At 56.9% G+C, this 19,779-nt stretch carries 22 protein-coding genes and 1 pseudogene; 14 read left to right on the forward strand and 9 right to left on the reverse strand.

The annotated features are described in order from the left end of the window. Positions 1 to 3: 3 nt before the first annotated feature. From AC1D06_RS28950 to AC1D06_RS28965, 4 genes are all read right to left on the reverse strand, one after another. A complete protein-coding gene (locus AC1D06_RS28950; protein WP_477989332.1) occupies positions 4 to 708 on the reverse strand; it encodes an SOS response-associated peptidase family protein in 705 nt (234 codons plus the stop codon). Positions 709 to 759: 51 nt separating this feature from the next. Beyond that, positions 760 to 1,008, reverse strand: a complete 249-nt coding sequence (locus tag AC1D06_RS28955) for a hypothetical protein (RefSeq protein ID WP_477989333.1) — start codon at positions 1,006 to 1,008, stop codon at positions 760 to 762. 308 nt (positions 1,009 to 1,316) lie between these two features. Beyond that, positions 1,317 to 1,754: a hypothetical protein gene (locus AC1D06_RS28960; RefSeq protein WP_477989334.1), complete on the reverse strand. Its 438-nt coding sequence runs from the start codon at positions 1,752 to 1,754 to the stop codon at positions 1,317 to 1,319. 128 nt (positions 1,755 to 1,882) lie between these two features. Then, positions 1,883 to 2,203, reverse strand: coding sequence for a hypothetical protein (locus tag AC1D06_RS28965; RefSeq protein WP_477989335.1), 321 nt, complete (start codon positions 2,201 to 2,203; stop codon positions 1,883 to 1,885). Positions 2,204 to 2,570: 367 nt separating this feature from the next. Between AC1D06_RS28965 and AC1D06_RS28970 the strand changes: the two genes are divergently transcribed. After that, positions 2,571 to 3,071 carry a LexA family protein gene (locus tag AC1D06_RS28970; RefSeq protein WP_477989337.1) on the forward strand — a complete coding sequence of 167 codons (501 nt, stop codon included), beginning with the start codon at positions 2,571 to 2,573 and terminating at the stop codon, positions 3,069 to 3,071. Between the two features lie 111 nt (positions 3,072 to 3,182). Further along, the gene (locus AC1D06_RS28975) at positions 3,183 to 3,998 is read left to right on the forward strand and encodes a M10 family metallopeptidase C-terminal domain-containing protein (protein WP_477989338.1); all 816 of its coding nucleotides are present in this window, start codon (positions 3,183 to 3,185) and stop codon (positions 3,996 to 3,998) included. Positions 3,999 to 4,066: 68 nt separating this feature from the next. Here the strand turns inward: AC1D06_RS28975 and AC1D06_RS28980 are convergent, their stop codons facing one another. The 3 genes from AC1D06_RS28980 to AC1D06_RS28990 form a co-directional block, all read right to left on the reverse strand. Further along, on the reverse strand, positions 4,067 to 4,270 hold the full coding sequence (locus AC1D06_RS28980; RefSeq protein WP_477989340.1) for a hypothetical protein: 204 nt from the start codon (positions 4,268 to 4,270) through the stop codon (positions 4,067 to 4,069). Positions 4,271 to 4,968: 698 nt separating this feature from the next. Next, positions 4,969 to 5,220 (reverse strand): hypothetical protein, encoded by a 252-nt coding sequence (locus AC1D06_RS28985; RefSeq protein ID WP_477989342.1) that lies wholly within the window; start codon positions 5,218 to 5,220, stop codon positions 4,969 to 4,971. Between the two features lie 81 nt (positions 5,221 to 5,301). After that, positions 5,302 to 5,583 (reverse strand): hypothetical protein, encoded by a 282-nt coding sequence (locus AC1D06_RS28990; RefSeq protein ID WP_477989344.1) that lies wholly within the window; start codon positions 5,581 to 5,583, stop codon positions 5,302 to 5,304. Positions 5,584 to 5,809: 226 nt separating this feature from the next. Here AC1D06_RS28990 and AC1D06_RS28995 point away from each other — a divergent pair, with 226 nt between their 5' ends. Both AC1D06_RS28995 and AC1D06_RS29000 read left to right on the forward strand, forming a co-directional pair. Then, a complete protein-coding gene (locus tag AC1D06_RS28995; protein WP_477989346.1) occupies positions 5,810 to 6,238 on the forward strand; it encodes a helix-turn-helix domain-containing protein in 429 nt (142 codons plus the stop codon). 100 nt (positions 6,239 to 6,338) lie between these two features. After that, on the forward strand, positions 6,339 to 6,614 hold the full coding sequence (locus tag AC1D06_RS29000) for a hypothetical protein (RefSeq protein ID WP_477989348.1): 276 nt from the start codon (positions 6,339 to 6,341) through the stop codon (positions 6,612 to 6,614). 82 nt (positions 6,615 to 6,696) lie between these two features. On the opposite strand, the gene AC1D06_RS29005 is transcribed toward AC1D06_RS29000, so the two are convergent. Continuing rightward, positions 6,697 to 6,948 (reverse strand): hypothetical protein, encoded by a 252-nt coding sequence (locus AC1D06_RS29005; protein WP_477989349.1) that lies wholly within the window; start codon positions 6,946 to 6,948, stop codon positions 6,697 to 6,699. Positions 6,949 to 7,154: 206 nt separating this feature from the next. On the opposite strand from AC1D06_RS29005, the gene AC1D06_RS29010 reads away from it, so the two are divergent. Further along, on the forward strand, positions 7,155 to 7,361 hold the full coding sequence (locus AC1D06_RS29010; protein ID WP_477989351.1) for a hypothetical protein: 207 nt from the start codon (positions 7,155 to 7,157) through the stop codon (positions 7,359 to 7,361). A 253-nt stretch (positions 7,362 to 7,614) separates the two neighbouring features. Here AC1D06_RS29010 and AC1D06_RS29015 read toward each other — a convergent pair. Further along, positions 7,615 to 8,366, reverse strand: a pseudogene (locus AC1D06_RS29015) (IS6 family transposase). Between the two features lie 382 nt (positions 8,367 to 8,748). Between AC1D06_RS29015 and AC1D06_RS29020 the strand changes: the two are divergent. The 9 genes from AC1D06_RS29020 to AC1D06_RS29060 all read left to right on the forward strand — a co-directional run bounded on the left by AC1D06_RS29020 (position 8,749) and on the right by AC1D06_RS29060 (position 19,774). After that, the gene (locus AC1D06_RS29020) at positions 8,749 to 10,683 is read left to right on the forward strand and encodes a methyl-accepting chemotaxis protein (protein WP_477883021.1); all 1,935 of its coding nucleotides are present in this window, start codon (positions 8,749 to 8,751) and stop codon (positions 10,681 to 10,683) included. A 4-nt stretch (positions 10,684 to 10,687) separates the two neighbouring features. Then, on the forward strand, positions 10,688 to 12,112 hold the full coding sequence (locus tag AC1D06_RS29025; protein WP_477883023.1) for a chemotaxis protein CheW: 1,425 nt from the start codon (positions 10,688 to 10,690) through the stop codon (positions 12,110 to 12,112). Next, positions 12,109 to 13,194: a chemotaxis-specific protein-glutamate methyltransferase CheB gene (cheB, locus tag AC1D06_RS29030; RefSeq protein WP_477883024.1), complete on the forward strand. Its 1,086-nt coding sequence runs from the start codon at positions 12,109 to 12,111 to the stop codon at positions 13,192 to 13,194. The genes AC1D06_RS29025 and cheB overlap by 4 nt, the downstream gene beginning before the upstream one ends. Then, complete coding sequence (locus AC1D06_RS29035; protein ID WP_477883026.1) at positions 13,098 to 14,060, forward strand: CheR family methyltransferase; 963 nt, start codon at positions 13,098 to 13,100, stop codon at positions 14,058 to 14,060. Before cheB ends, AC1D06_RS29035 begins: the two co-directional genes overlap by 97 nt. Beyond that, entirely contained in the window at positions 14,061 to 16,019 is a 1,959-nt protein-coding gene (locus tag AC1D06_RS29040; RefSeq protein WP_477883028.1) for a chemotaxis protein CheA, read from the forward strand. It begins immediately after the preceding gene. After that, positions 16,016 to 16,282: a hypothetical protein gene (locus tag AC1D06_RS29045; RefSeq protein WP_477883030.1), complete on the forward strand. Its 267-nt coding sequence runs from the start codon at positions 16,016 to 16,018 to the stop codon at positions 16,280 to 16,282. The genes AC1D06_RS29040 and AC1D06_RS29045 overlap by 4 nt, the downstream gene beginning before the upstream one ends. An 80-nt stretch (positions 16,283 to 16,362) precedes the next feature. Then, positions 16,363 to 16,746, forward strand: coding sequence for a response regulator (locus AC1D06_RS29050; RefSeq protein ID WP_477883032.1), 384 nt, complete (start codon positions 16,363 to 16,365; stop codon positions 16,744 to 16,746). Continuing rightward, positions 16,743 to 17,381, forward strand: coding sequence for a chemotaxis protein CheC (locus tag AC1D06_RS29055; protein WP_477883034.1), 639 nt, complete (start codon positions 16,743 to 16,745; stop codon positions 17,379 to 17,381). Before AC1D06_RS29050 ends, AC1D06_RS29055 begins: the two co-directional genes overlap by 4 nt. 29 nt (positions 17,382 to 17,410) lie before the next feature. Continuing rightward, complete coding sequence (locus AC1D06_RS29060; protein ID WP_477883036.1) at positions 17,411 to 19,774, forward strand: PAS domain-containing protein; 2,364 nt, start codon at positions 17,411 to 17,413, stop codon at positions 19,772 to 19,774. The last annotated feature ends 5 nt before the right edge of the window (positions 19,775 to 19,779 follow it).

Here is a 19,779-nt window from a genome sequence, read left to right on the forward strand (position 1 = left end):
GCCTTAGGGAGCCTTAGGGACGCTCTCCAGCCGGACAAGCTCGTCGTCTGGCAATGGTCTCTGAAGGTGCTTCACGTCACTCCAGGGTTTCGTCAGCCATAGGTCGATTTCCAGGTCATTTCTGAGAATGACGGGCATGGCTTTCTCATGAACCTCGCCAACGACGCGATTGGGATTGGTAGTCAGGAATCCGAACAGGTCGATGGTCTCGACGCCGGTCTTGATCTTCCGCACGGACGTCCACTGCGGCACCCATATTCCGGCAAACCAGAACAGCGGCTTGTCTTCGTTTAATGCAAACCAGGCGTTCGGCGTTCGGCCGCCCTCAACTTTGCTTGCAGGATCAGGCTCGGCAAACTCAGTCACCGGCACGATGCAGCGATTTTCAACGCCAAGCCACGGCTTCCAATGCCGGCTGTCAGTGTTGCGAACGTTTGTGGTGCCGCCGTCCGGCTCCATCTTCAGCAACTGATCGAAGTCGACGTCTTTGCCCTTTGCCCGCAGCTTATCCGCGCGTGTCGCTGCAGCTTTGAACAGCGCCTGTTTCGAACTCGGCAGGCCCCAGCGCACGTTCACCAGTTCCAAGCTGCCGCCATTGTTGCGGATGATGGGTGCTTCCTGGTCTGGATAAATCTCGTAGGCGTCTCGCAGATTGATCCGGCTATGCGCTTCTCGCGCCCACTTGTTCTGCCAGTCCTTTGGCTCCATGCGAAAAAAATTGCACATTACAAAGGTCCATCCTTCCAAACCGGCACGCGCTTATAGGTCACCTTGACCAGCCGCCGAACCCGCAACCATGTCCCGCTTCTCGCCGCATTCGTCGCAGCGGAACCAGTTCGGAATTTCATGAATGCCGATCGAGCCGCAGAGCGTCAATAAGTCTTTTGGCAGATACCGGCGCATGACGCGGCAGCGCTGGCAGGTGACCTTGACCAACATGCCGTCGATATCAGCCTGAGCCAAGGTGTAGGCCATCTGCCTGCGGGTATAACCGTTTCTCTCAGGCAAGGGGTACTCCGTGCTTATCTCGGCACCCTTTGGAAATGGATGACGCTCGCGCCACGAACATTGCATCTCGTGCAACGAAGCCGACGCGCCAGCTTCATCACGGGCACCGTTGAGCCGCGCTCAGCTTCCAGGCGCCAGCGGTCTATGACGGTATCCCGACCACAGGATTGGCATTGAGCTGTAAGAAACCATGCGGCGGGGAGATCACCCAGCGTCAGCTTCTTTGCTGCCTCCGAGGCCGCAAACAGTTCGTTGAGCGTGAAGCCATTGAATGGGCCGTCGCGGTACAAGAGGGCGCCACGATCACGCTACTTAACAAGCCTCAACTCGGCAGGCGGCTTTCCGTGCCGTTCGTGCAGCCCCGCTAGATACCACTCGGTCAAATCCTCACCGCGCTCATAGTCTCGTTCGAACATCGCCCGCTGATGGGGATTGGCACGGCTTCGCTCGTAGGCCTTCTGGACCTCGTCCGGGTAATCAATCAGGTTCATGTTGTCCAGGTCTTCAATGTCCATTTCCATCCAGTCATAGGGTAGTTTCTGCCAGAGGATGACACGGGAGCCCAAGTAGGCGCGGACAATCTCTTCGTCGCTGGCGGTAGCAACGAATGCGTTCCATTCCTCTTCAGCTTTGTCGAGCATTGCAGCTACCGCAGGGCCGCGCGCCTTCATCCTGTCGTACTCTTCCTGGGTCATATGGTCACTATATTGGGAATAGGGGCCGATTGGCTCGTATTTGTCAGACATCGTTCAACTCCTTCCCTTCCGAGACATGTTCTTATTTTGTTCACGTATCTTCGAGTGAGTCAAGCGCCTTGGAGTTGAGCTTATGCTGCGGCCAAGAACGCGTTTGAAATCTCCGGCTGGTCCAGCTCTCAGCCCACATTTTGGCCGGCGGCTGGCGGCCGGTTCCATGTTCGCCAGTTCTTACCCTTGCCGCGGTCCTTCGGGTTGAAGTCGAGGCCTCCGAAGTGCTCCTTGAACAGCCTGGCGTGCTCGGGGTCAGCAAAGCACCAGATGTTATAGTCGATGCCATCGTGCCGGACCGACTGGCTTCGAGGCGACATCGAGAAGCCAGCGCAAAAGGGCATCACTTCGTCGAAAATGCGTTGGCGGGTTCGCTCGGCTGGCACTGCGACTTGATGAGGCCATTCTCGATCGACGGTCCTATAGGACATCTCGTTCTTGCGTCTCATGGCCGGCTCCACATGAGTTTCGGCCGCCTGGCGGTCGCCACCTCCCCGGGGCTTAGAGCTGCTTCTTGCCGCGCGAAGTCGCATTCTCGACACGGACACAGGTAGATCTTTGGCGTTTGAGGCGGCGCCGACCGCTCCGTAAAATCAAGACGCAACTGTCCTTCCGCCGCTGTCGCCATGGCAGTGCTCCATCATGATCATAGGATTTCAATCCGCCGCTCGGCGGAATTTGTTCCTATAATGTTCATGGTGCAGCAGAGAGTCAAGCAGGCGGGAGTTGCGACGCGGCCATGCCGTTTCAGGCCTGTTGGACTCCGCGCCGCCAGCGGCGATATTGTCGGGCAAAATCAATATGACGGAAGCCACGATGAGTGACGATGAGAAAATTGCCTATGCTGTCCGAATGCCACGGAGCATGCTCGAACGCATCAGGCAGTCGGCGCGGCAAAGCGGGATCCCAGTCAACCGCGAAATGATCAGACGGTTGAGCCACGAACTGCCGCCGCTTTCCGGCGCCGAAGGCGGTCGCACATCGAATGACGAAAGAACTGGCAGCAGAACGTTGATTGTCGAGGAAGAGGCGCGCCGCATTTTGCTCGAGCAGCCGGCGCTCGCGGACGCAATCGCGCAATTGATGGGCTCAGCGCCTGCTAAGACAGGCGGCCTCACGATCAAACAATCGGAACTGCTGGATTTCATGAGGAGTTACGCCGCGCAACACAATGGCATCGCGCCGACCTACGACGAGATAATGATCGGGATGGGGATCGGCTCGAAATCCACGATAAACAGGCTGATGGTCGGCTTGGAGGAGCGAGGTTACATCACCAGGATGCCGGGACAGGCGCGGTCGATCAAAGTAATTTAATCGAAAGAGAAAGCCGTTCCTTGTGGGCGAACGCTGAAGGCGGACTTGGCTGGGCTAGACTCCCGGTTGAGGCTATGGTGTGGTGCCCTCAAGCCTAGGGAGAACTTTTACATGGCAAATATCGAAGTTAACGGCCGCTATCCGATCAATCTCCAGCACTCGGACTTCACGCTGTTAATGCATGGGACGATGGTCGTTCACACCGGCTCGAAGATTGTGCTTAACTACGGGAACCACCAATACATTGAGCTGGACGGCTCTAACATCGAATACGACAGCCAGGGCGACCTGAAGAGCGGGACATTCACCGGATACGCAAATTTCGACCACGACTTCAAGTACTACAGCATCTCTGGGGTTCACATCACCGCCGAAAAGCTCTTGTCAGTAGCCGCGACCCACGACAAATGGGATGATTTCAAACTTATCGCGAGCACTCTATCTGGGAAAGACACTTTCTCAGGCGGAACAGCTGATGACAGCTACGGCACCTACGCTGGCGACGATATTCTCGCAGGGAACGAAGGTAGTGACCATCTTGACGCCGGCAAAGGCAATGATCGGCTCGTCGGCGGCTATGGCAACGACACGCTGACGGGTGGGCCTGGCAGCGACATTTTCATTTACAAGCTTGAGACGGATTCAAAGCTTGATGCTGGCGTCGACACCATCACTGATTTTGGCCGCGGCGATAAAATCGATCTCCACGCCATCGACGCGAATTTGACCACCTCGAAGAACGATGCCTTTAAATGGATCGGGCAAAACGAATTCTCCGACAAAGGCACAGTTGGCGGCGAACTTCGGTACGAATACCACGACAGCCAGACGTGGATTTTAGGCGAGATCAACGGGTCCAAGGGAGTCGATTTCATGATCAAGCTCGATCACAACATCGCTCTGAACGCCCACGATTTCATCCTTTAGAGCCTCGTTGCCAGCAGCGGACGTACTCCGGAAACACCTGCTCGGTATTCCATTGCTTCAGCCTGCAGCTATTGCCGCGGTGTAGGCGTGACGCCGATGAGCCGGATGATCAGAATGTCGTTGCTCTCCAGGCCAGCTTCCCTGGCAAGGCGCTCGACGCTGGCTTCCTCCTCATCGGTGGTCACGATCCGAACCACTTTCGGACTGGTCTTCGTGTTTGTGCCTGCCATCGTTTCCAGCTTCTCGACTCGATTGGTCAGGTTGCCAAGCATGAGCGCGCTCCGTCTTTCACAAACTTTGAAATCGACGAGACGAATGCTCGAGCCTCAAGCCGCGACCAGCCGCCCGGAATAGGTTCATTGGCTTCAAGAGCCGCGGAACCGAGAGAATGGACCGGGCCGACCAATGTCATTGTTGGCCTAAAGGCCTACATAGACCAGTCCGGAAATGCCGACCTTAAAGTGGTTCAACAACAATGCGGCTCGATCAGTATCTTCGACGATACCAAGGAACAAAGTCTTGGATGGTGCCGGTTGGTCCGGCGGCTTTCGAGACAAATATCGATGATTTGCTAAAAAGAAAAACCGGCAAGATCGATATACGATTGCCGGTTAAAACGCCTTGGTTCAAATTTATTTTAAGGTGTTATCCAAGTCCGCCGCGTTGCATGACAACCAATCTGATTTGCTCTGTCTTAGCAAGCTTCAATTCTTCAGTCTTCAACTTTGCAGGACTAGTGGTCTTCCTATGCGAATAGGTTGGTGGTGAATGAATCTTCTTTAATCTTTTGATTGAAATCGACTGCACTCAAACTCAAAGTTCTTGTATCGCAATGCCATCATGTCAAAGCGATCGTCCAAACCGCCAAAGGCAATTCACTTAACCACACGCTAGTGGTAATCACTCTCGCTTTCGGGCGGTTTTTTCTTGGCGGCTGGTTGCTATCGTATATTCTTTGAGCAACCCACGTTTAGTTTGATTCAGCCACGTCGCCGCGATCAGCAGTGTTCGCGGAAAACCGTCCTTCGGCAATTGCCTTGCAGCATTTTGTCAAAGCACTTTCATCGGTCGTGCCGCGTTCGGATTCGCGCACGATCATCGATGCAAAAGCAGATTCATTTTCTCGGCTCCGATCGAACCACGGTTCGCCAACGATCTTCTCAAACACTCGCCGAACCAAGGCGAATTGATCTGGCTGAAGGTCAACATTCGAGAATGGCATTGCGTGCCTCCTGACTGGAAGGCGCGAATGAATAACAAATTGACCGTGACCGCCACATGAACACCCTGTTCATAGTGAAATTCAGCACGCCATCAAAATGTCTGGCTCGACTGCCGAATACGAGTCTCCAGTTTCCGCAAAATTGACCTTCGCCGCCGCCAAACAGATAAGACGAAATTCTTCAAACGAGCGGGTTCCTGCTCTAAATTCGATCAAAATGTGCCGGGCAAAGGCTTGTTGTCTTTCCGGCGAACGCGTGAACCAAGGTTCGGCGGCAATCTCCTTGTACACGGCGAGGATGGTTGCGAATTCGACCGGCTCAAATATGCCAGACGACGACTTCATCGAAAGCATGTTGTCCATATCTTCCCCTTGTCGCAATGCGATCACGCCCGGTCGCATATGACAATATTAGTAAAGCATTAACTATTGCGATTCGGCTATCAAAAATCGTGGTAGGGTTTGATTTGTGCGGTTTCGTACCGGATTTCCCGCTAGCCATCTTTGCGTGGATAGACGAAAAAGCTGGTTCCGTTTTGCAAATTTCCTAGCTAGCTAATGAGTGCCTTGTCGCCGCGGGAGGAACCAGATGCCGAAGTCACCGGATTCTGCAGACGTTTATGCAGGGTCGAAACTTCGCCTGCAAAGGCAGCTTCGTCATATGAGCCAGACAGAGCTTGCGAACGCACTTGGCGTTACGTTTCAACAGGTTCAGAAATATGAAAAAGGCGCAAACCGGATAAGCGCCGGCCGCCTTCAGACGATCTGCAAAATCTTAGGCGTCCAAATCAGCTTCTTTTTCGAGGGTGGCGACATTCTGCCGAGCGATACGACGAATGACGAACCAGAGCGTGGCGGCATTGCACCGTATCTGAAGTCGAGAGAAGCTGTCGCATTGAACACAAACTTCCTTACGATCAAGGATGCGGGCAAACGTCGTGCTTTCGTGAACTTGGTAGAAGCTTTGGCTGAAATGTATGGGAATGACAGGACCGATGACTTGGTCAACACCGATTAAGTGACACTTCACCGCCGCCCTAACCTCAAAACAGTAAGCCGGAACTATCGCATTCACTTTGCGTTGCCCTTCCATCGAGCAGTTCAGGAAGGAATGCACCATGAAAACCTCAATTTTCGTAGCCGCTCTGATTGCGGCTTCTGCCGTGGCACCACATGCATTTGCCGCGGATGCCAAAGTGACCGGCATGGCAGGGGGTGCGGCAACCGGCGCTCTCCTTGGTGGGCCTGTTGGTGCTGTTGTCGGCGGTGCGGTTGGGTTGACAACCGGTGCGGCCATTGACGACAGCAACAAAAAGACCGTCATCATTAAGAAACAGCAGCCGGATGTAATCGTGCACGAGAACGACAACCCGGATGTGGAAATTCAGCAATAACGCGAATGGCGGGTTTCGGCCCGCCACACCCTATTGAAAGACGGTGCCTCGTAAGGCTCGCTTCTGGACGCGCACTTCACAATCACGATTGGTCGCCTGTCAATTCTATAGAAAATTGCTCTTTGGCAATAGCCTCACCCGCCAGTTTGAGCATATCGTGGGAAAGCTGATCACGCCGGTACATTTCGATCAATGTTTTTGCAAGTCGCCTTGGATTATCCCCTGACCTATCAAACCACGGTTCGGCAATCACTTCCTTGAAGACAGCCTGCACAAGAGCGATTTGATCGGGACGAAAAACACCGGCACCAGCCATATCAAACTCCAACAACATTGGCTTCTCCTTGGAGTGCCTTTTATTAGAATTACCTTATCCAAAAAAGGAAAGGTCGCTATCGAAATGTCGCAATAAATGGCGATTTGTACGGTATCGCACCGGAACATGTTCGCGAAATTGCAATCTAGTCGGCAATCTTTTCAACTTTTCGTTTTTTAGGAACAATGCATATGAAAGAGCATTCCGGCTGAAAGGAGCCGACAATGCAAATCGACAGCAAACATTATCAGGTAATTTTCGATCCAGTCAGCAAAGGTGCGGTCATCGTTCGCAAGGACAAAACCCTGTATCTGGAAGGACCGTTTTCGACATTCGCCGAAGCTGAAACGGCGTCATTCGCCTATTTGGAAGAAAACGAAGGAATCCCAAACGACACTGATCAATCAAAACAAAAATCCCGGCCAAAATGAACCGGGATTGAAGTTGGGAGGGATGCTTATCAATCGACGCAATGCGAAAAAGTTCCCATTTGCACCTTCTCGACTGATATCAACCTCACCGCAAGAAATCAGAATCCTGCAAATGAATACCGCCATCCAAATGGATGGCCATGTCGGCTTTTCCATTGCCGTCGCTGTCAACGAAAACTGTCGTGTTGCCGCCCGAAAGGGCGTGTTGCAAACTTTTAACGAGGCCGGAATGACCCTATTGCGGGGCTGTTTTTCATGCTTTGTTAACCTTTTGCAGTCCGAAGAGGCGCGCAAGCAGATCGTTCTGGTCGTTGACGGTCCAGCCGCCGGAAAAGCCAAAGCCTTTCCTCAGCCACAGCATCGCTTCGAAACCCGCGATCGTTCGACGCGCAGTGTTGAATGACTGGAAGCCACCGACCTTCGGCATGTTTTTCTTCACCCGGAAGTGGTCGCTCTCGATGCCTTGCTGCAGATGCTTAGTAACATAATGGACCGGCTTCGGGTGCAGATGTCCATCATCGACGGCCGCCTTGATCGTCGAGGGAAAGGTGTTGGCGCCATCGGTACCGATCTTTCCCGGCGAGAGGAGCGGCTCGTCCTTGAGCACGTTTCGGAAGAAACGCTTCGCGGCATGAAGGTCGCGCTTTGCGGTGAGCAAGAAGTCGATCGGGTTTCCATGCTTGTCGATGGCGCGGTACAGGTAACGCCATTTGCCCCGGATCTTGACGTAGGTCTCGTCAACTCGGACGGAACCACAATGCGGTGGGCGGAACTGGCGCAGCCGCTTCTCGATGACAGGTGCATAGGCGGAGGCCAGCGATTGATGGTGCTGTGGTCGACCTCGAAGCCGCGCTCCCGGAACATTTCTTCCAAATCGCGGTAGCTCAACGGATAGCGCAGATACCAGGTCACCGCCTGCACAATCAGCCAGGCTTCGAAATGACGCCCTTTGAAATCATCCTTCGACTGGCGCTTCAGCTTCTGGGCAATGGCATTCAGAATCATGGCTACGCTCCACTATATCGGGAGCGGAATTTCTATAGGGTTGGTCAACATGCGGTTAACCAAGAAAATTTGCGACACGCCCAGTGGTTATCTTTGGGTGATATTGCGGGGAAGACGAGCCATGCGATCACAAATGGTCGCGTTACATCGGCTCAAAATAGTCGGACAGATCTCGCTTCGTGCGGTATCGTACAGTGCAATCCTTCTGCGAGACGAAAAGGTGCCAAGACCTTAATATCGATTTGCAGCGCACATTTTGCTTGCGTGTCGATTTTCATGCAAAGCCGGCTATTCCACAAAAGCCGGGTGAATTAGTCGCGCCAAACTGCTACGACTTTACATTCATTCCTCTCTTTCGGGCGTACCGACAAATGGATTTCCGATGGCACTTGTGAAAACCTCGCAACTGGGAGCAAAAGGGACCGCAAGTAAAACTGCCACAGTAGGTCCAACAGCAAGCTCCGGAGACAAGCCAGCCGCCTCACGCCGTCTTCAGGACCGGACCCGTGTCCGCCAGCAGAAAGCTGCGGAACGCATCGGGGCGGCCACCGAACAACTGGCGACGGGCGTAGCGGAGGCGGCGTCTGCCGCAGAGGAACTTCGCCGCGCACTCGAACAGATTGCGAGCGGGGCGGAAGAGGCGGCCGGTGCAGCGCACGAGTCGCTGTCAGGGACAGCTCACCTCGGTTCGAGATTTTCCGAGGCACGTTCGGAGGCCGAGGCCGGCCGCAAGCGTACCGAGGATCTCCAGAGTTCGGTTTTGGAATCTGCTGCGCAAATTGATGCCTCGATCGCTGCCGTCGACGCCAATGCCTCCCAGCAGATCGCCTCTGTCGCGGTGATCGACCGCCTGCAGGCGCAGGCGGAAAGCATAGGCGCGACGACTGTCGCGGTCGCCGATATTTCCGATCGGACCAATCTGCTGGCACTGAACGCCGCCATCGAGGCCGCGCGTGCGGGCGACGAGGGCCGAGGATTTGCGGTCGTGGCCGACGAAGTCCGCGCCTTGGCGGAAATCGCCGAGAGAAGCTCCCGTGACGTCAGCCAGAACGCCGAGACGATCGTCGCCGGTGTCACCCGGATTGCCGACCGCGTCAGGGCTGCTGCCTCCAGGGCGCAGGAACAGACGGTCGCGGGTCGGGCAATCTCCGAGGAATTGCATGCGATCCGGTCCGGCCTGACCGCCTTGTCGCAAAACAGCCAGGTGATCCTGATTGCGGCTGTCGAAGCCGAATTGGCAACGCGCGAAGCACAGAAAGGGTCTGAAACCGTTGCTGCCGCGGCCGAAGAGCAATCCGCAGCGGCGGCCGAGGCGCAGCGGGCGGTGCAGCACCAGAGTGCGGCGCTCGAGGAGAGCCAGCAGACTGCCCAGGCGCTCGCCGCGCTCGCCGATGACCTGATGAATGAAGCCGGTCGCGCGTCGCGATCAGAAGAACTGAGTTCTGCGGCGGAGCAATTATCGACGACCGTTCAGGAGCTTTCCGGTGCGGCGGCAGAAATTCTAAGCGCCGTCGAGCAGATAAGCCGCGGCGCGGAGGCTCAGGCTGCCGCCACGCAGCAATCCAATGCGGCGATGACGCAGATCGAAAAGAGCGCCGCCCAGGCTCAGGAAAATGCCGACCAAGCCCGCCAGCGTGCCGCGGAAGTGAAGTCGCTGCTCGCAAGGAACAAAAACGGGCTGGAGGATATCGCACGCGGAATTTCTGCAGCCCTTGGCGAAACGCGAGCCGCGCTGGCGGATTTGAACTCGCTCGGCGAGATCGGCTTTCAGATCGAGCGGACGGTCGATCGTATCGTGCTTGTCGCGGTCCAGACGAGCATGCTGGCGGTGAGCGGCTCGGTCGAGGCCGCCAGGGCGGGTGATGCCGGCCGCGGGTTTGCGGTCGTCTCGACCGATATCCGCAAGCTCGCACAGGACGCGTCTGAAAGCATTGATGGCGTCAAGAGCAGCATCCGCTTAATCCAGATTCAGATCGCGGCGGTCCAGCGGGAACTGGAAATGATCGTGGCGACTTCGGAGGCCGAGATCGCCAAGAACAAGCGCGTCGTCGATCGCCTAGAGGCGGCCGAGGCCGATGCTGAAACGATGATGCGCGGCAATGCATCGATCCTGGACGCAGCGCAGGCAATCCTCGTTGCGGCGAAGCAGGTTCAGGCCGGAACGCAGCAGATTGCATCTGTCGCCCAGGAGGCGAGCGCGGCCTCGGAACAGGCTGCCACCGCAGCAAGGGAGCAGTCGCGCGGCGCCGAGGACCTCGCCGCAGCGGTGGAGGAAATCGCTTCGCTGGCCGATGAACTCCAATTGTCCGGAAGCTGAGGCGATGGCGGACCCCTCTCAGAGCGCAGAGGCCGATCAGCGGCGTTTGGTGTTTCAGGTCGGAGAACAACGCCACGAGATCGATGCCAGCCTGGTCATGGAGGTCATCAGGTCTCCGCACATCACGCGGGTGCCGAATGGTCCGCAATCGCTGCAGGGCATCGCCAATCTCCGCGGCCGGCCCCTGCCGGTTCTGTCGATGGGCAGCATCCTCAATGGGAGTGACACGTCGTCCCGGCACGGCGGAAAGATCATCGTCTACGAACATGGGGGCGCTGTCGGCCTTCTGGTCGATGACGTGCTCAGGCTCTCGGTCAGCGCCTCGGCGTCCCCCATCCAGGGTTTTGGAAATCTTCTCGATGCTGCGTTCAATGTTTCCAAGCGCAAGCCTGTAGAGCGAACCTCCCATGTCGACAGAGACACGGGGGTTGAAGCCGCCGGCAAACTCACTGCGCTCCTGTCCTTTCGGGTTACCGGTCAACTCTACGGCCTGCCGCTCGCCAGCATTCGCGAGGTTGGCGCCCTTGGAGGGGAAATTTCCCGCGTTGCAAACTCTGAGGAAGCAATCGTCGGGCTGGTGCAGATGCGCGATGCCCTTTTCCCTGTGGTATCGCTGGCGTCGCTTCTGGGCCTGGACGCGAAAGCTCCAGTGAACGCAGGATCACGCATCGTCGTCGTCGAATTCGATGGCCAACTTGTGGGTCTCGTCGTGGACGAATTGGATGCCATCCAGCGGCTGCCGGACCATGCCATGGACGCGGTCCCCGATATTCTCCAAAAAGGGCGCGGAAGCGCGGAGATCGAGGCGATCGGCCGGATTGCGGATGGGCGTTTGCTGATTTCCATTCTGTCACCGGAAAGGCTCTTCGGTCATCGGGCGGTCAGCATTGCGATCGAACAGAACATGGGGGTGCAAGCGGTGGAGACGACGTCGAAGCAGGCTGCCATGTTTGAGCAATTCCTGATCTTCCAGCTTGGAGACGAAAGCTATGGCATGCCGATTGCAGCCGTCGACGAGGTGATCCGGGTTCCCGGAGAAGTGACACGCATGCCCGGCGCGCCATCCTTCGTGATGGGCGTTGTCAATCTTCGCGGCAAGGCGGTTCCCTTGATCGACCAGCGTGCCCGCTTCGCTGCGGCGCTCTCGACACAGACGGCCAAAGCGAGGGCTATCATCGTGACCATCGGAGGTCTTCAGGCCGGCGTCGTTGTGGACAGCGTCTCGGAGGTAAAGGCAGTCCCGGTGGACGCCCTGTCTGCCGCGCCTGAATTCTCCACTGATCGCACGGACGTCTTCGACCGTATTGCCCCGATTGACTCCGATGGCCGGATGATCCTGCTGATCGACCCGAAGGAGCTGCTGACGCGGGCGGAGCGGGATCTGATGACCACGATCGCCGAAAACAACATGGTGGCTGACAAATCGTGATCTGCCTCCTCATCGTCGAAGATTCCGCCCTGATGCGGAAATTGCTCGGCCAGATTTTCAGCAGCGAAGGAGATTTCGACATCCACTTCGCCCGTGACGGAGCCGAGGCGCTGAAGATCATTCCAGGCATTCGGCCCGATGTTGTTACGCTCGATATTCATATGCCGTTGATGGATGGACTGGCCTGCCTCGATCGCATCATGCTGGAGCATCCCTGTCCAGTGGTCATGGTCTCTTCGCTTACGGAGGAAGGGGCGGAGGAGACATTGACGGCGCTCGAAATCGGTGCCGTCGATTTTATTGCCAAACCGAGCGGCGCGATTTCACTGGGGATCGACGAACTCAGTCCTCGGCTGGTCGAGAAAGTCCGCACGGCCGCGTCGGTGCGTATTCGACGAAGCCGTCGGCTTGCCGAGCGCTTGCGTCTTGCACAGCCGCTTTCACCTGAAAAGAGGCCCTTGTCTCGCAGTCGACAAAGTACTCCGCCGGCGGCGCGAAGGGACATGAGCAAACCCGGTCTCGTGCTGATCGGGACGTCGACGGGCGGTCCGCCCGCGCTCGACACGGTGCTGACCAACTTGCCGGCGAACTTTGCCTGGCCGGTTGTCGTTGCCCAGCATATGCCGGTCTCCTTTACAGGCCCTCTCGCACGGAGGCTGGACAAGATATGCGACATGAAGGTCAGCGAAGTGACGCAACAGACGAAGCTTGAACCAGGCAATGTCTACATCGCAAAGGGAGATACCGATATCGTCATCTCCACTCGCGCCGGGTCGCTGGTGGCGATGGCCGCTCCGCGGGATCAGGCCTATCCGTGGCATCCCAGCGTCGACCGGATGGTGCGGTCGGCCATGCAGCATGTCCCGGCGACTGACCTCATAGGTATTTTGATGACCGGCATGGGCAATGACGGTGCAGCCGCGATGGCCGACCTTCAGGCAGCCGGAGGATATACAATTGCCGAGGCCGAAGAGACGGCCGTCGTGTGGGGCATGCCCGGCGAACTCGTGCGCCTCAACGGCGCGACATTGATAAAACGCGTCGACGAGATCGGCCCGAGCCTCATGGATTGGGTCGGATGATGGCAACGCCTCCGTTGAAACCGGCAGATGATGCCCCCTCCCCGCTAGCAGCAAGCGACCTGGAGGAAATCTGTGCGATTATCTACAAACGCAGCGGCATGGTCTTCAGCGAAGCCAAGCGCTACTATATCGAACGTCGTATTACCGATCTGATCCATCGGCGGCAGGCGCAATCGGTGAGAAACTATATCTCGATCCTGCGCGGCGACCCACGCGAGTCCGAACTGCTGATCAACAGCTTCACTGTCAATGAAACCTATTTTTACCGCGAGCAGCATCAGCTTGCCTGTCTGAGCAATTCGATTCTGCCGGATGTCATTGGCTCAAAAAAACCAGGCGACCGTATCCGCATCTGGTCGATGCCTTGCTCGAGCGGCGAAGAACCCTATTCGATCGCGATATGGCTGTTGGAAAATTGGCGCCTAGTCGATGCTTATAACATCGAGATCGTCGGCTCCGACATCGACACCGCTATCCTGCGGCAGGCAGTCGACGGCTACTTTGGCCAACGTTCGCTTTCAAAACTGCCGGCAAATGTCCTTGATGTTTATTTCGAGCCGCAGAAGGATGATCAGCGCCGGCTGATCGGCGATCTCAGGGAGTCCGTCACGTTCATCAAAGGCAATATCGTCGACCGGCAGAGTCTTGGCGCGCTCGGACGTTTCGACGTGATATTCTGTCGCAACCTTTTGATATATTTCGATGACGCAGCACGCGAAACCGCCGTCGGCAATATTCATTCGATGCTCTATCCAGGAGGATATATCTGCCTTGGACACACGGAATCGATGTCGCGTATCTCGGAGTCTTTCGAACCMGTGCGCTTCCCGGACGCGATCGTCTACCGCGAGGCTGGGGGCAGCTGAATGGATGAACTGCTCGCACAATTTGCTATCGAGGCACGAGAACTGGTCCAACAGGCTTCGGAAGACCTGCTTGCGCTGGAGACAAATCCGCAGAGCCGTCAAAAGCTCGAAAGCGCTTTTCGAGCAATCCATACGCTCAAGGGTTCGGTGGGCTTGTTCGATTTTGGTCCGATGCATAACGTACTGCACCTCGCGGAAGACCTTCTCTCCCACGCGAGAAATGCGACCATCGTCGTCGACGCCGCCCTGATCGATCCGATCCTGTCTGTGATAGAATGGGTCGACGACAGCATCGACGGCATCTCCCAAAACGGACAATTGTCGGAGGCACAAGACAAGCAAGCCGCTCGGCTTCTCGGTTTGCTGACCGGCGAAATGACCGGGGGTGAAACCGATGAAACAAACGTGGCCCAGACTGACATTCCGGATTGGGCGCTCTCTCTGCATCAACGCTTCGCACCGTCGGGCGCCGAAGAAGCCGTGGTTGCCATACGCTACGAGCCGCATCCCGAATGCTTCTTCAACGGCGACGACCCTTTGGCAACGGTGTTGCGATTACCCGAGGTTCGCCATCTTTCCTTAGCCCTCAAGCAGCCCGTGTCACGCCAGGACTACGACCCGTTTCGCTGCGGGCTTTTGATCGAGGTGCTTTCGGCAGGTCCGCTTTCCGAGGCAGAAGCTGTTTTCAGGCTCATCCCGGATCAAGTGACGCTGGTTTATTTTCAAGCAACCGACGAAAAACAAACCCCTGTCGTCGTCGAGACCCCAGGAGAGCGAACAGCCGACCGGCAAACCAGTACGATGCGGGTCGATTCTGCCCGTATCGATAAACTAATCGAAATCGCCGGCGAGTTGGTGACGGCAAAAAACGCCCTCATGCCGTTGGCCAACGAGGCGCGCGCACTCGGCGATGGCACGCTCGCACGACGTATCCTATCGAGCCATCACGACATCGAGCGTCTGGTTGCCTCGCTTTACAGCGCCGTCACACAAGCGCGGATGATTCCGCTTGAACAGACGTTCCGCCGGTTTCCGCGGTTGGTCCGAGAAACATCGGCTCGGCTCGGCAAGACGATCGATCTGGTCATCGAGGGAGAAACGGTCGAAGCCGACCGGGAAATCGTCGAGAACCTTTTCGAGCCACTGCTGCATCTCATTCGCAATGGCCTTGACCATGGTATCGAGCCTGAGGCCGATCGGTTGTCGAAGGCCAAGACGGCCAGGGGCCAAATTCGTCTGCGCGCGCGCCAGCGTGGCGACCAGATCGAAATCGACGTCGCCGACGATGGTCGCGGCATCGATCCCGAGCAAATCACAACGACTGCCGTCTCGCGCGGCATCGTAACGACAGACCAGGCGTCTTCTCTCTCCGAAAGAGAAATCCTGCAACTGGTGTTCGCGCCCGGCTTTTCGACCGCCTCATCGGTCTCCGACCTGTCAGGTCGAGGCGTTGGCCTCGATGTCGTCAGGAGCTCCATTCAAAGGCTTGGCGGGACGCTCGACATGCAGAGCATCGTTGGATCGGGCACGTCTTTTACCCTGAAGCTGCCGATCACTTTCTCGATGGCGCAGCTCATGGTCGTTGAGGTCGGCGGCGAGCGTTATGGCATACCGATCTCGGACGTATTGGAAACGCAGAAATTGCCGGTCGCTGCCATTCAGGCTGTACGAGCCGGTAGGGCATTCATTCTGCGCGACCGCACCGTTCCCCTTCTCTATCTGGCCAAGCTGCTGCAAATCCCATGGACGCCTCCACATGATGGCGACCTCAAAGTTTTGATCGTCAAGGCCGGCGAACAGCAGATCGGGGTGGCGGTCGACACTATCGCCGAGCGGGCCGAGACATTGACGCGGCCCCTTACAGGGCTGTTGCAAGGCGTCGGCGGAATAGCCGGAACAACGTTGCTGGGCGACGGCAGAGTTCTGCTGGTCTTGAACATCGAGGACTTGGTGCGATGACGGTCAGCTTGAACGACGACATGATCGTCTTGGCAGGAGAATGCGGCATTGAAGAGGTGGAGACGCTGGTCGTCCATCTCGAAAGCCATCCTGAATTTCGGCTTGATGTCAGCGAGGCAACATCGATCCACACTGCACTATGGCAGGCGCTGATGGTCTTCAAACCGAAGATCATCGCGGCAACAACGACATCCCCGGCGGTAAACGGMCTGCTTCAGGATCTCCGCATCTATCTCGATGAAACCCGGCAAGCAGAGGACTGAAACTTGCAAACCCATCCCCATCTCAATAAAGATATTCGGCTCGCGACAGGCGGAATCGTGATGACTAATCGGAGTATGAAATGAACGTCACAGTCCTGGTTGTGGACGACAGCAAACTGGCTCGCATCGTGGCCGGCAAAGCGATATCCGCGCTTCAGCCTGAATGGCAGCGCATAGAGGCCGGCACTGCCGCCGATGCCTTGGATATCGTCAATAGCCAGCAGGTCGATATCGCAGTCCTCGATTTCAACATGCCGGACAAGGATGGCCTTGAACTGGCATCGGAGCTGCGGGCTTCGCATCCCAACATGCCGATCGCATTGATCACCGCAAACGTGCAGGACGAAATCATTGCCCGCGCCCGTGCGCTCAATGCCACATTCGTTGCCAAGCCTGTCACGCAGGATGCCTTGAGCGCCTTTATTGCCGGAGCTGCTCTCCGGCTCAAGAAGGCGGGAGCATGAGCGAGACCGACCTGACGTTGGACGAGCTTGAGCGCGACGCGCTGACCGAACTGGTGAACATCGGCGTCAGCCGCGCTGCCGCGAGCCTGCGGAAGATGGTCAACAAGCAGGTGATCCTGTCGGTGCCGTCTGTTGAAGTGATCACGAGAAAATCGGCCGCTTCGCTGATCGGACAGCGCGAGAGCGAGACGCTGATCGCGGTTCAGCAACAATTCGAAGGACCGTTCTCGGGCAGGGCTTTGTTGATTTTTCCAGAAAGCAACGGTCTGTCTCTGGTGCGGGCCATCGTCGGCGACGAAATGAGCGAAGCCGATCTTCTGGAAATGGAAAACGAGGCGCTTGCGGAAACAGGCAACGTTATTTTGAACGGTTGCCTCGGTTCCATGGCCAACATGCTGCAGCATACATTGAAAATGTCGCTTCCAGATGTGCGAAGGGGCGACAGCAACATGCTTTTCGAAGTGTTGGGCAGGCACGGCGACGAGGGCTTCGTACTTTTTCTCTACATCAATTTCTCTGTTCGCGAGCGCGATATCCGCGGCTACATCGCGATGATCATGGACCTGCCGTCGCTGGAAAAGCTCAAGCAGCTCATTGTCGCTTTTATCAATCGCGTAATGACAGACATTGAATAGCGTGTGGCAAATGAATCTTGAGGCCAATCATGGTTGAGGATGCCGGTGCCCGGGCGGAGGAGCTGGCACGGCTGCGCTCGGAGCTCGAATTGGCGCAGCGTCGGCTGCAACTGACACTGGACGCCGCCGGCGCGCCGTGTGGCTGGGAATGGCACATCACGCAAAAGCGGCTTGTTGCCGACGCCCGGTTTGCAGCGATCACCAACCAGGACCCTGTGGCACTTGCGGATGGCGTGCCCACAGACCGCTTTTTTGCCTCCATTCATCCAGATGATCTCAAGCGCGTGAAACTCGCTGTCGCGGGGATTTTGGCCGGCTCCGAAGTGTTCTCCAAAGAGTACAGAGTGCTGCGCAACGACGGCGGCTATCGTTGGGTCCACGCCAGCGGTCGCGCCGTCCTTGATGAAGACGACCGGCCGGTCAGATTTACCGGGATGCTCGTCGACATCACCGAACAGAAGCGAGCCAATGAACAGCTTCGCATCGCACAGCTTGCAGGTGGGATCGGCACGTTCGAGCACATCGTCGGCTACGGAACACTCAATGTCTCTGAGCAATTCTGTCGGCTGTTCGGTCTGCATCCGACGAAGATCCTGCAGATTCGGACCCTCAACGGTTTGATACATCCTGATGACGATCCAATCATCGACCTCAGCGACCCCAACGGTGTTCAAAGCGAGACGAGTATCGAGTTTCGTGTTCGGCGTGCCGACGATGGTCAGGAACGCTGGCTCGCCCGCCGCGGTGAGTATGTCGACGACATCGAATCGAGCGGTCGTCGCTATATGGGCGTGATCTTCGATATCACGCACGCCAAGCAAACCCAGGAAAGCCTGCGGCGAGCCAACCTGGCTCTGGCCGAAATCGCGCGAGAAAGCCTGCGTGAGCGCGATCGCGTATGGAAGAACTCGCGCGACCTGATTGTCGTGATTGGCACAGATGGTGTGTTCCGCGATGTCAGCCCGGCCTGGTCCGAAATCCTTGGTCACCCCATCGACGAGGTTGTTGGCAGCCGCATGATCGACTTCGTCTGGGCTAACGATCGCGACCTGGTCCGGGGGAATTTGCGGGAGGCAATCGAGCAAACGCACTCCGAACTCGAAATACGCCTCACCCACAAAGATGGATCGCAACGGATCATTTCCTGGATGACCTCGCGGGAAGAGGACCGCGTCTATGCCTACGGGCGCAACGTGACCGTCGAGAAAGAACAGCAGGCGGTGCTTGAAGATACCGAAGCCCAGTTGCGTCAGGCGCAGAAGATGGAAGCTGTGGGTCAGTTGACCGGCGGCATTGCCCATGACTTCAATAATATGCTCACCGGCGTGATCGGCGCACTGTCGATGATCAAGAGGAGGATCGCTGCCGGGCGCCTGGATGAACTCGATAAGTTTATCGATGCGGCCACCACCTCGGCGCAGCGTGCAGCCTCGCTAACGCACCGGTTGCTGGCATTTTCGCGGCGCCAGTCGCTCGACCGCCAAGCGGTGGATGTCACCGAGCTGATCGGCTCGATGGAAGATCTGTTCCGGCGCACGCTCGGCGAACAGGTGGAACTGTTGATCAGTGCACCACCTGATACCTGGAAGGCGGTCACCGACGCCAATCAGCTGGAAAGCGCAATTCTCAACCTCGTCATCAATGCGCGTGATGCGATGCCGGACGGAGGCAAGCTAACCATCGAAACCGCCAATGTCGTTCTGTCGGAGGGCGATCTGGCCAGGGGCGAAACCCTCAAACCCGGCAGCTACGTAACATTGGCAGTCAGCGACACCGGCATCGGCATGTCGCGAGAGACAATTGAAAAGGCCTTTGATCCGTTTTTCACCACCAAGCCAATCGGTCAGGGAACCGGCCTCGGCCTGTCGATGATATATGGCTTTGCGCAGCAGTCGGGGGGCCATGTTCGCATCTATAGCCAGCTCGGCCTCGGAACCACGATAAAACTCTACTTGCCGGGCAGTCTCGATGAAGCGGCCTTCCAGGATGCCACGGCCAATGTGGATGTCAGTCCACCGCGCGGCGAAGGCGAGACGGTGCTGGTCGTCGAAGATGACAGTTCTGTTCGCATGCTCGTCGCGGACGTGCTCAAGGAACTTGGATATCGGGTCATCGAAGCGACGGATGGCAGCCAAGCGCTGCCCATCATCGAAGGCCGGGCACGCATCGACCTGTTGATTTCCGATGTGGGATTGCCGGGTCTTAACGGCAGGCAGCTTGCAGAGATGGCCATTGCCGCGCGCCCGTCGCTGAAAGTATTGTTCATCACCGGATATGCTGCGATGGCGGCCTCACGCGCCGATTTTCTGGCGCCTGGGATGGAGATGATCACCAAGCCCTTCGCCATCGATGATCTCGCTCAAAAGGTCCGGGAAATATTGACTGCCGCGTGACGGCG

Source organism: Rhizobium sp. P2_G2 (assembly GCF_056403555.1).